10 protein-coding genes, 2 pseudogenes and 1 other annotated feature are annotated in these 11,125 nt (G+C 43.8%); of the genes and pseudogenes, 1 reads left to right on the forward strand and 11 read right to left on the reverse strand.

What is annotated here, in order from left to right:
• From ABEV15_RS12630 to msrA, 8 genes and pseudogenes are all read right to left on the reverse strand, one after another.
• Nucleotides 1-465 (reverse strand): annotated as a pseudogene (locus ABEV15_RS12630) (IS1380 family transposase); the annotation flags it as partial.
• Nucleotides 466-557: 92 nt separating this feature from the next.
• On the reverse strand, nucleotides 558-1,112 hold the full coding sequence (locus tag ABEV15_RS12635) for an RHS repeat-associated core domain-containing protein (RefSeq protein WP_498853415.1): 555 nt from the start codon (nucleotides 1,110-1,112) through the stop codon (nucleotides 558-560).
• Nucleotides 1,113-1,240: 128 nt separating this feature from the next.
• Nucleotides 1,241-1,477, reverse strand: coding sequence for a hypothetical protein (locus ABEV15_RS12640; protein WP_021321627.1), 237 nt, complete (start codon nucleotides 1,475-1,477; stop codon nucleotides 1,241-1,243).
• Nucleotides 1,478-1,901: 424 nt separating this feature from the next.
• A pseudogene (locus ABEV15_RS12645) lies at nucleotides 1,902-3,140 on the reverse strand (IS110 family RNA-guided transposase).
• Nucleotides 3,141-3,424: 284 nt separating this feature from the next.
• Nucleotides 3,425-5,839, reverse strand: coding sequence for a phenylalanine--tRNA ligase subunit beta (pheT, locus tag ABEV15_RS12650; protein WP_498853416.1), 2,415 nt, complete (start codon nucleotides 5,837-5,839; stop codon nucleotides 3,425-3,427).
• 15 nt (nucleotides 5,840-5,854) lie between these two features.
• A complete protein-coding gene (pheS, locus tag ABEV15_RS12655) occupies nucleotides 5,855-6,889 on the reverse strand; it encodes a phenylalanine--tRNA ligase subunit alpha (RefSeq protein WP_498853417.1) in 1,035 nt (344 codons plus the stop codon).
• A 50-nt stretch (nucleotides 6,890-6,939) separates the two neighbouring features.
• Nucleotides 6,940-7,175, reverse strand: a binding site (T-box leader).
• A gap of 70 nt (nucleotides 7,176-7,245) precedes the next feature.
• A complete protein-coding gene (locus ABEV15_RS12660; protein WP_498853418.1) occupies nucleotides 7,246-7,998 on the reverse strand; it encodes a TrmH family RNA methyltransferase in 753 nt (250 codons plus the stop codon).
• Nucleotides 7,995-8,519: a peptide-methionine (S)-S-oxide reductase MsrA gene (gene msrA / locus ABEV15_RS12665; RefSeq protein WP_004889108.1), complete on the reverse strand. Its 525-nt coding sequence runs from the start codon at nucleotides 8,517-8,519 to the stop codon at nucleotides 7,995-7,997. The genes ABEV15_RS12660 and msrA overlap by 4 nt, the downstream gene beginning before the upstream one ends.
• Before the next feature lie 83 nt (nucleotides 8,520-8,602).
• Between msrA and sspI the strand changes: the two genes are divergently transcribed.
• Nucleotides 8,603-8,812 carry a small acid-soluble spore protein SspI gene (sspI, locus tag ABEV15_RS12670; protein WP_077429330.1) on the forward strand — a complete coding sequence of 70 codons (210 nt, stop codon included), beginning with the start codon at nucleotides 8,603-8,605 and terminating at the stop codon, nucleotides 8,810-8,812.
• Nucleotides 8,813-8,861: 49 nt separating this feature from the next.
• On the opposite strand, the gene ABEV15_RS12675 is transcribed toward sspI, so the two are convergent.
• The 3 genes from ABEV15_RS12675 to ABEV15_RS12685 are packed head-to-tail and all read right to left on the reverse strand — an operon-like array spanning nucleotide 8,862 to nucleotide 11,092.
• The gene (locus ABEV15_RS12675) at nucleotides 8,862-9,911 is read right to left on the reverse strand and encodes an aldose epimerase family protein (RefSeq protein ID WP_498853419.1); all 1,050 of its coding nucleotides are present in this window, start codon (nucleotides 9,909-9,911) and stop codon (nucleotides 8,862-8,864) included.
• 53 nt (nucleotides 9,912-9,964) lie between these two features.
• Entirely contained in the window at nucleotides 9,965-10,984 is a 1,020-nt protein-coding gene (locus tag ABEV15_RS12680; RefSeq protein WP_268852343.1) for a LacI family DNA-binding transcriptional regulator, read from the reverse strand.
• Between the two features lie 21 nt (nucleotides 10,985-11,005).
• Complete coding sequence (locus tag ABEV15_RS12685) at nucleotides 11,006-11,092, reverse strand: hypothetical protein (protein WP_309138144.1); 87 nt, start codon at nucleotides 11,090-11,092, stop codon at nucleotides 11,006-11,008.
• Nucleotides 11,093-11,125 lie beyond the last annotated feature (33 nt).

Here is an 11,125-nt window from a genome sequence, read left to right on the forward strand (position 1 = left end):
ATCGGAGTTGTCAAATGGGGAGCCGTCTACATCAAGTGGGAGCCATGTCGTCTTCCCTTTGGTCCAACAAGGAGACAAGGTAGCGTGTTGTCGAACCAACAGACGCATCGATTCCTCCCAAATGATTGCTTCGGTCATCGGAAGACAAGCGAGCTGATCGAGTCGCTGTCGCAACGTTGGGGAGGAAGGTACGTGCCGAATGCCCATTGATGTCGAAAAGATATCGTCCTGACGATACGCTTCGATATGATCAAAATCCGTTTTTCCTGTGGCAAGCAAGCCGATCATCGAGCGAATGACGTCGCTATGGGAAATGTGCACATCTCGACGAACCGTTGGGAGCCGAAGGGCGTTTACTCGTTTATCCAGCTTCGTTTGGTGCAGTAAGTAGCCCACGAGAGCAAGCCCAGCACTTGGAGTAATCGCTTCATCTGTCAATACAAACCGAATCGGGAAATCTTTCATCACATTCACCTACTTGATGAAGAGTCGTCAACGTCGTTTTCCCTTATCGTATCAACGGTTTGCATCCATTGTAAAGATGTTTTGTCACGGATTCAGGTAGTTATTCCTCTACCATATATACCTATTAATCCCCCCGTAACAAATAAATTACCGAATTTTTTCCAATTAAATTTATTTATCCACGCACTCCGATTAAATTTATATTTTTTATAAAAGTCCCAAACCATTTGCCAAGTTGCATTTGCGCCCCCGCTTAGAAATGACAATACGATCCATGCATAGTTTCCATTTGGATCCACATACATTACCGGGTTATTTTTCGTATACACATACTGATTCAAGCTTTGCGGCTCATTTTCAAACCCATGGAACGTATCCCTTGTAATAAACCGACCAATGTTCGCATCATAATAACGTGCCATTAGGTAGTATAGCCCGGTTTCCTCATCGTAATAATACCCGGCATAACGGTATGGGTTCGTCGATGCCATCGCACCGGTTTTGGACAGAATGTTACCCCATGCGTCATACTCGTATTGGGCGACGACATTTCCGCTTGCGTCCGTCAATGCGACGACATCTCCATGACCGTTCACATGATAGTAGTAAGTGGCTCCGGCTTTCGTCATCGTGACCGGGCGGCCCAATGCGTCCCACGTATATTCCGCTGTGATGTTGTTGTTGGCGTCTGTTTCATCCGATAAACTAAGTAATACGTATCATTCCCTAAAAACAGATCCATGATGCCAACACTAGCATCATGGATACTCATTACTTAGAGAAATGGACGAGCCATTCCATATATTCCAACTACAACACATAATAATCCGCCAACAAAATACAAAATTTTAATAAGCCAAAAATTAAAAGATATAGGCAATGGAGTTATATATTTAAGACGACTAAAAGTTTTGCTATGAAAAAATCTTTGTCGTGTTGTGTAAAAAAACATCCAAATCCCAAAAATTCCAACTGAAAAATTAAATATAGACCAGTAAAAATCCTCCTCCATTAAATTCTACTCCCTCTATAAATGTTGATATATCAACGGTTGTAGCCGTTTCAGGGGTGTCAAAAAAATATTTTTCGACAAAGTTTCTAATATTATTTCTTAAATATGTGTATATCTTACATTGACTGGGTACGCTTCGCGGTCACTACTGGTTAAATTTGATTGTAGTGGGGGAAGCGTATGTGATGCACCTTGGATCTCTGCATCGCTGATGATGACGAACCCTCCCATGTCTCTTGGCATCCTTGTGCCTACATTCCTTCGTTCGGTCTAGTCATCAGGCAGAGGCCGGCTAAGCTCCTTTAGGGACTCAAGGTCGAACGGATGATATCGCGCCAGCTTCTCCGTGTCATCCTTGTTGTCTAGAGAATCGAGACTATAGGCATCAAGCAGCCGTTTCGAGGCCAAAGATGTCCTGCATCATTCACTTCACGTCAAACACCTGTCGTTTCGTACACACCGCATGCAGTACCTTCAGTAATTTTCCGCATAACACTACAATGGATTGCTTCTTCCGCAACGGATTATCGGGCCGTGTCGTGTAATATTCATGTAACTGTCGAAACGCTTCGTTGTGGCGGATCATCGGCATCATCACGCGGAAGAGGAGGGCGCGCAACCGCCTTCTTCCACGCTTCGAGATCCGTTTTTTCCCTTTGTGTTGGCCGGAGGAATGCTCCCGCAGTGTCAGGCCCGCAAGTTTCAATAATTAGCGCGGATCCTGATAGTGGGAAAAACTCCCGATTTCCGATAACAGTTCCACGATAGTCGCATCCCCTAGGCCCGGAACCGTTTTGAGTCATTCGTATTCCACGGATGTTTGCACAAGTTCCGTTAGTTGCTGGGTCAGTGCCTCGATTTCTTCCTCCAATTGGCGGTACCGGCGGACAAGTGTGGCAATTTCGATACGGGCCATCTGTTGTCCTTCCGTTACGCCAATGGAGTGTTGGGCCAATTCCATCAACTTCTTCGCTTTCGGTTTTTGTGGCGATTGTAATCCCTCACTTTGCCGGTAAAGGGCCAGCACCTCTTCTAGTTCTTTTCCTGCCAGATCACTCGGAAATGGCGTATATTCCAGCACCGCGAGCGCCATTTTCCCAAACGACGGAAAGACTTGCGTAAATTCCGGAAAATACCGATCGAGCCAGTGAATCATCTGATTTCGAACCGCTCCCTGCTCTTCCACGAGTTTGGATCGAAACGTCGCCCCTGCGCGCAGTTCGGCCTCCATCCCTTTCAGAATACGAGGATAGCTGAATCGGCCGTCTTTCACTAACCGGGCAATGACGAGCGCGTCTTTCGCATCATGCTTGGTTGGAAGATTGTCGTCTAGCTCTTTGGAGCGCTTCACGTGCATCGGGTTTGTCATCACGAGAGAGATGCCCTTCTCGTCAAGAAAGTAAGCGAGATTGAGCCAATAATGTCCCGTTGGCTCGATGCCAACGATCACTTCCGTTTTTTCAAATTCCTCCATCGCTTTCACGATGCACTGGTACAACCATTCCAACCCTTCTCTGGATTGCGGAACGGGAAACGATTTTTTTAGCACCCTCCCTCGCTCACCCACAAAGCAGGCATAATGCTTCTTTTTCGCGATATCCATGCCAACGACGAGCGTTTGATCGGTGACTTGATTAATCTTCTTGTTTGAGATAGAATTCATGTATAGTCCTCCTTGGTATCCAAATTAGGGGTCAATTCATCCGATTGACACCCCCGAATCATACCAAGAGGGCTTTTTTTATTCAAGTCCCCGAAAAAACTTCTAACAGGAATGCTCCTTTCGTTTTGATAATTTGATTATACTTCACTTTTTTTCCATTATTCACCACAAACTTGCTGTCGAACCCCGCCAATTTTGGCGGACTAGATAAAAAACGCCCCCACCGATCCGCCAAGGACATAAAAACCCCCATCCAATGCTTATGCATCAGATGGGGGTTCGCTTTACCCGCGCAATGTGGCGCCGAATTGTTGTTCGACCGCTTTGATGACTTGTTCGTGAACGTTTGTGACTTCTTCGTCCGTCAATGTCCGCTCTGGGTCATAGTAACGGAGCGAGAAGGCGATCGATTTTTTGCCTTCTGGGAGGCGATCGCCTTTGTAAACGTCGAAAATCGTTACTTCTTTTAATAGCTCTCCGCCTGCTTTAATAATTGCTCGCTCGAGGTCACCTGCTACGACATGTTCATCAACGACAAGGGCGATGTCGCGCGTAATGGACGGGAAGCGTGGAATCGCTGTATAGCGAATGTCATCTACTTCCGCTTTTAATAAAGCTTCAAGGTCTAGTTCAAACACATACGTTTCTTTTAAATCAAATTGTTTTTGCACGACCGGATGTAGCTGACCGATAAAACCAATTGTTTTGCCGTCTAGCAACATATCGGCCGTGCGCCCTGGATGAAGGTGCTCGCGCTTCGCTTGCTTATATTCGATACGGTTCTCTAATCCTAGCAAGGCAAATAGACCATCTAAAATGCCTTTTGCAACGTAGAAGTCAACCGCTTTTTTCTCCCCTTGCCATAAATGGGCGTGCCATACACCTGTCAAGACGCCGGCTAACCGCTCTTTTTCGTTTGGCAACTCGTGTTCATTTGTTGCTAAATATACCGAGCCGATTTCATATAGCGCGACGTTTTCGACTTGGCGGGCGCGGTTATAGCTTGCTGCTTCCAATAAGTGCGGCACTAAGCTTTGGCGCAAGACGCTGCGCTCTTCGCTCATCGGAAGAGCAAGACGGATCGGTTGCGCCGTTTCAAGCGCAAACATCGTCGCTTTTGCTTCGTTTGTAAGCGAGTACGTAATCGCTTGAAATAATCCCGCATCTTCTAAATAACGGCGCACGTGACGACGCTTTGCTTGATATGGCGTTAATTTCCCCGGCTTTGCCTCCCCGATCGGCAATGTCGCTGGCAAATGGTCGTATCCGTATAAACGCGCTACTTCTTCGATGATGTCTTCTTCAATTGTAATATCTGCACGACGTGACGGAATAGTAATCATAAACGTGCCGTCATGTTCCGTAAATGTAAATTGCAAGTTCGTTAAAATGCCTGCGACTTCTTCTTTCGTAATTGTTGTGCCAAGCACGCGATTGATACGATCTAACGTAATCGTAACGACGACTTCTTTTTTTGTCAGTGTGTTGACTTCCACAACGCCGCCAACGACTTCTCCGCCAGCATATTCCGCCATCAACGCCGCTGCACGATCAAGCGCTTCTTTCGTGCGCGCAGGATCAATGCCTTTTTCAAACCGTGTGCTCGACTCACTGCGCAATCCATGATCTTTAACCGCTTGGCGAATCGTCGCTCCGTTAAAATATGCTGCTTCAATAAATACGTTTACTGTTTCATCACATACTTCCGAATTGGCACCGCCCATCACACCAGCTAAAGCGACAGGATCTTTCCCGTTTGTAATGACAAGATGCTCCTCTGTCAACGTGCGCTCTACATCATCAAGTGTCACGATTGTTTCGCCGGCTTTTGCGCGGCGAACGACAATTTCTTTTGAACCGAGGCGGTCGTAGTCAAACGCATGAAGCGGCTGACCGTATTCAAGTAAAATGTAGTTCGTAATATCAACGACATTGTTGTGCGGTCGAATGCCAGCTGCCATTAAACGCGCTTGCATCCAAAGCGGCGATGGGCCAATTTTTACGTTTTTCACGATGCGCCCTGCATATAAAGGATTATCTTCTTGTGCATCGACGCGGACAGAAATATAATCATGAACATTTTCATTGTTTTCGTGAAGTTCGATGGTCGGAAGCTTCACGCTTCGTCCTAAAATTGCCGCTACTTCATAAGCGACACCAATCATGCTTAAACAATCGGCGCGGTTTGGTGTTAAACTAAGTTCTAACACTTCGTCATCCAGGTAAAGTAGTTGTAGCGCATCCGCTCCGACCGGTGCATCGCTTGGGAAAACGAAAATGCCGTCAGCGTATTCTTTCGGCACTAATTTTGACTCCACGCCAAGCTCTTGCAACGAACAAATCATGCCGTTCGATTCTTCACCGCGCAGTTTTGCGCGTTTAATTTTAAAGTTGCCAGGCAATACGGCACCAACTTTAGCAACGGCAACCTTTTGTCCTTTTGCGACGTTCGGTGCCCCGCAAATAATTTGTACTGGCTCCCCTTCCCCGATATCGACTAAACATTTGCTTAATTTATCAGCGTTCGGATGTTGTTCGCGCTCAATTACATGTCCGATGACAACACCTTGTATTCCTTTATTGCGCACCTCAACGCTTTCTACTTCAATGCCTGCTTTCGTAATGCGGTCGGCTAATTGTTTTGCCGTAATGCCTGTTAAATCGACATATTCCTGTAGCCATTTATATGAAACAAACATCACTAACCCCTCCTTTTACACCCGATGAAATTGTTGCAAGAAACGAAGATCGTTTTGGTAAAAATGGCGAATATCATCAATGCCATATTTAAGCATCGCAATGCGCTCTGGACCCATACCGAACGCAAAGCCGGTATATTTTTTTGAGTCAAATCCTGCCATCTCGAGCACGTTTGGATGCACCATGCCCGCCCCTAAAATTTCAATCCAACCTGTTCCTTTACATACGTTACAGCCGTGCCCGCCGCAATTAAAACATGACACGTCGACTTCAACAGACGGTTCGGTAAATGGGAAAAAGCTTGGACGGAAGCGAATGTCGCGATCTTCACCAAACATTTTGCGCGCAAATTCACGCAACGTTCCTTTTAAATCGCTCATGCGAATGTTTTCGTCTACCACGAGCCCTTCAATTTGCGTAAATTGATGGGAATGCGTTGCATCGTCGTTGTCGCGGCGATATACTTTTCCAGGGCAAATGATTTTTACAGGACCGCGCCCTTGATGTTTTTCCATTGTGCGCGCTTGCACCGGAGACGTATGTGTACGTAATAAAATTTCCTCTGTAATATAAAATGAATCTTGCATATCGCGCGCCGGATGACCTTTTGGCAAATTGAGCGCTTCAAAGTTGTAGTAATCTTGCTCCACTTCTGGACCTTCGGCAATCGTATATCCCATGCCGATAAATAAATCTTCAATTTCTTCAATAACGCGCGTGAGTGGATGATGGTTGCCGCGTCTAATCGGGCGACCCGGAAGTGTCACATCAATCGCTTCCGCCGCTAGTTTTTTCTCTACTTCTGCTTGTTCAAGCGTTGCTTGTTTTGCCTCTAATGCTCGTTGAATCGCTTCGCGCACGTCGTTGACAAGCGCTCCCATGAGCGGGCGCTCTTCAGGCGACAGCGCCCCCATCCCGCGTAGCACTTCGGTAATTGGGCCTTTTTTGCCGAGATACGCCACACGTACGTCATTGAGCGCTTTTAAATCGTTTGCTTGTTCAATTTTTTCAAGCGCTTCTTGTTGAAGCTGTTGTAACCGTTCCTTCATATGGAAATCCCTCCTTGTTATGTATAAAAAATAAAAAACTCGCCCCTTAAGTAAGGGACGAGTGCACTCGCGGTACCACCCTTGTTAGCTATGCAATCAACATAGCTCACTTCATTGCGATAACGGTCTACACCGGAACGCCTTTACATTTTGCATGCGCAAAATGGTCCAAGCGCCAACTCCCGAGGTGAATTCACTTGCTTAAGCCATAAAAACGCTCGCAGTCTATGGCGTTTTCTCCCTGAATGGCGATCGGCAAGCTACTCTTCTCGATCATCGTTTTTTGTATGATGAAATTCTTCATTTATTATAAGCAAATGAGCAATGAGGTGCAAGGTGATGATGCAAACATGTGTTTATTTTTTCTGCAAATGGTAAAGTAAAATCCCTGTTGCAACGGCTACGTTTAACGATTCTGCCTTCCCATAAATCGGCACATATAAGTTGGCAGTTGTTTGCTGTAGCCATTTATCGTTCACACCGCTTCCTTCGTTTCCAACGATTAATGCAAACGATGACGAAGGAGATACAGATCGATAGTCTACTCCGTTTTGAAGCGATGTTCCATAAATCGGAATATGCCTGTTTTGAAAATGGGCGATCCATTGTCCAATATCTCCTTTTATCACAGGGAAATGAAACAACGAACCTTGTGTTGCACGAATCACTTTTGCGTTATATATATCGACGCTTCCTTCTCCGACGACAACAGCGTCTATTCCAGCAGCATCTGCGGTACGAATAATCGTTCCTAAGTTTCCGGGATCTTGTACTGCATCAACGAACAACGCCGTTTGCACATCATCCACGTTCCAATGCATTTGTTTACATACCGCTGCGATGCCTTGCGGTGTTTCTGTATCGCTTATCGCTTTTATCACTTCATCGGTCACGATCGTCATCGGAATATGAGAAATATTCCAACTAGCTGGAATGTCCGCATGCTCAACAACGATCAATTGTTCAATGTGCACACCGCTTTTCACTGCTTCTTCTACTAAATGAAATCCTTCTACTAAAAATAGCCCTGTTTTCTCGCGTTCTTTTTTCGTGAGCAGTTTTTTCCATTGCTTCACTCGTTCATTTTTTGGCGATTCAATTCGTTTCACTCGTTTTTCCCCCAATGTTTCGCAATAAATTCATCGCGTCCAGATGCCGCACGGTCTTCTTTATAATGTTTCGGATTTTTCTTATGGTAATTTTGATGATAGTCTTCTGCTGGATAAAACGTTGTCGCTGGTAAAATTTCTGTTACAATCGGCTTGGAAAAACGACCGCTTTCTTCTAATTGTTTTTTCGATTGCTCCGCTAATGTTTTTTGTCTTTCGTTATGATAAAAAATCGCTGTTCGATATTGTGGACCACGGTCGTGAAATTGCCCCCCGTCATCCGTTGGATCAATTTGACACCAATACAACTCCAACAATTTTTCGTACGGAAATACATCGGGATCAAACGTAATTTGTACCGCTTCATAATGTCCTGTCGTTCCTGTTTTCACTTGTTCATACGTCGGATGTTCGACATGTCCACCTGTGTATCCAGAAACGATGCCGTAAATCCCATCAAGTTCTTCAAACGGCGTAACCATGCACCAAAAACACCCACCAGCAAATGTTGCTTTTTCCATTTTTCTCTCTCCTCTTTTATGAATAGTAGTTATCATTATAGCAAAAACTACTTACGCAATACATAAAGAATGGAGTGAAAACAATGGACTTTAATTTACGCGGTGCCGTCATGGCAAACGTCGCAAACAGCTCAAAAGACCAGCTTGAACATACGATCGTTGATGCGATTCAACAAGGTGAAGAAAAATATTTACCTGGTCTTGGCGTTTTATTTGAAGCGTTATGGAATCATGCAACAGAGGAACAAAAACAATCAATGCTTGAAACATTAGAAGAAGCCGTAAAAAAATAGCCTTCGCGTTGAAGGCTATTTTTATCGTAAAATAAAACGTTCCATGATGTTAATAGGACACACGAAACGTATATTTTGTTGTCGATGAATACAATTGTCCTGCCTGCAATATACAAGACGGAAAATGAGGATGATGAACCGCATCTGGCAACGCTTGTGTCTCTAAACAAATGCCTAAATACTTTCGAGATTGTAGACCATTCATTTTTTCACCATGAGGGATTTGGTTCCCAGTATATACGACGACACCAACTTCATCCGTTTCAACAACTAATGTTCGCCCACTTTCACGGTCAAATAAGACAATTTCTTCATCATGATGAGTATTTAAAATAAATGGATGGTCATATCCTTGTCCGACTAAACGAATTTGCGGATCAGTTGACTCAATGACTTCTCTCAACTTTTTCCCTTGACGTAAATCAAAAGGTGTACCTGTCACATCTTTTATTTCCCCAGTCGGGATAAATTCATGATCTAACGGTAAAAAACGGTCACTTTTCATTTTTAGTTCGTGTTGCAAAATATCTTTTTTTACGTTACCGCTCAAATTAAAGTACGTATGATTCGTTAATGTAAACGGCGTATCTTCATCAGAAATGGCTTGATAAGAAATAATTAGTTCGTTTTCATTGTTTAATGTATATGTGACTTGCACATCGACGTTCCCAGGATATCCTTCTTCCCCATCAACACTCCGATGTGAAAAACAGACACCAACTTCTTCTTTTTTCGAAAATCCTGCTGCTTGCCAAATGATGTGATGAAACCCTTTCTTTCCACCGTGCAGATGGTTTCCATTTTCATTTGCATATAATCTATACGTTTTTCCATTTAACTCAAAACAACTATTTTTTATTCTCCCGGCTACCCTTCCGATGACAGCTCCTAAATACGGACGGTTTGTCAAATACGAAGAAAAGTCATCAAACGCTAAGACAACATTTTCATATTTTCCATTTTTATCAGGCACAAGTATACTTGTAATGATGCACCCGTAGTTTAAACAAGTAACTTCCATTCCATGATCATTAGCAAGTGTAAATGCGATGATCGGTTGACCATTTATTTTTGTTCGTTGTTCTTGTACAAGTCTCATGTTTATTCCCCTTTTGCACATGTTAAAAGAAATAGCTTTCGCCAAAGCGGAAGCTATTTCTTTACTGTGTAGATACAACTACTTTCCCTCACAACAAGTTTTGTTGGAACAACAATTTTTTTCGGTATTTCTCTTTTCGTTTGAATTTGTTCAACAAGCAATTCAACGGCCGTCTCGCCCATAAATTCCGTATAAACTTGCACAGTCGATAACGGTGGTTGAACAAATTTCGATGTAGGAAGATCGTTAAAGCCTACGATGGCCACTTCATTTGGCACATCAATTCCAGCTTCATGTAGCGCCCGCAACGCTCCAATCGCCATCGAATCGCTTGCGATAAAAAACGCAGTTGGACGATTTGGTAGCTGAAGTGCTTGTTTCATTAACATATATCCATCTTCAGCAATAAAACGTCCGGTGAATACATACTCTGGAATGAACATGCCGCGCAAATATAAATATTCATAAAATGTACGTTCACGCTCATCTTGAACTAGTTGACCATCACCAACATATTCGCGCCCCCCAATATAACCGATATGCTTATGACCGAGATCCATCAAATATTGAAGAACACGAACAGTTGCTTTCCGAAAATCAACAACGACAGAATCAAAGCGATCTTCATCGGGAGAGTAGTCAACAAAAACAATATGTTTTGTGACTGACATGAATAAGTCAATATTTTGTTTCCCAAACTTCCCAACAGCAATAATTCCATCTAAACCTGTTAACCATTCTGATTCATACGAACCATCTTTCTTAAACAACTTGACGAGCTCAATTTGGCGATGAAAACATTCCTTTTCTACACCGAGACGGATTGCCATATAATATGGATCGTCAAGCTCTTGAGATTCCGAGTACCAGTTGACAACGCCAAAACGAAGCCGTTCTTTCGCGCTCATTTGATTACGTTCCCTAGGCGTTTTATAGTTAAGCTCTTGGGCAATTTCAAAAATGCGCTTTCTCGTTTCGTCCGATACAGATAACGTCATATCATAATTTAATACACGCGATACAGTGGCAACGGACACCCCTGCCTTCTCTGCGATTTCTTTCAATGTAGCCATTGATGCAACCCCTTTATTATGCTAAATTTTAACGATTTGACTATCATACGGTTTGAGGGTCAAATTGTGAAACCGTTTTTCTTGATCTGTATGGTTTAAGATGAACATGTACTCACCATCATCACGAAACTTACGCAAGGA

It is taken from the genome of Bhargavaea massiliensis, assembly GCF_050480245.1.
Taxonomy (GTDB): domain Bacteria; phylum Bacillota; class Bacilli; order Bacillales; family Anoxybacillaceae; genus Anoxybacillus.

Coding starts and splice junctions, on each gene's coding strand:
- ABEV15_RS12640 (WP_021321627.1), bottom strand. CDS start 1,477: ATGGAGGAGGATTTTTACTGGTCTATATTTAATTTTTCAGTTGGAATT.
- pheT (WP_498853416.1), bottom strand. CDS start 5,839: ATGTTTGTTTCATATAAATGGCTACAGGAATATGTCGATTTAACAGGC.
- pheS (WP_498853417.1), bottom strand. CDS start 6,889: ATGAAGGAACGGTTACAACAGCTTCAACAAGAAGCGCTTGAAAAAATT.
- msrA (WP_004889108.1), bottom strand. CDS start 8,519: ATGGAAAAAGCAACATTTGCTGGTGGGTGTTTTTGGTGCATGGTTACG.
- sspI (WP_077429330.1), top strand. CDS start 8,603: ATGGACTTTAATTTACGCGGTGCCGTCATGGCAAACGTCGCAAACAGC.
- ABEV15_RS12675 (WP_498853419.1), bottom strand. CDS start 9,911: ATGAGACTTGTACAAGAACAACGAACAAAAATAAATGGTCAACCGATC.
- ABEV15_RS12680 (WP_268852343.1), bottom strand. CDS start 10,984: ATGGCTACATTGAAAGAAATCGCAGAGAAGGCAGGGGTGTCCGTTGCC.
- ABEV15_RS12685 (WP_309138144.1), bottom strand. CDS start 11,092: ATGTTCATCTTAAACCATACAGATCAAGAAAAACGGTTTCACAATTTG.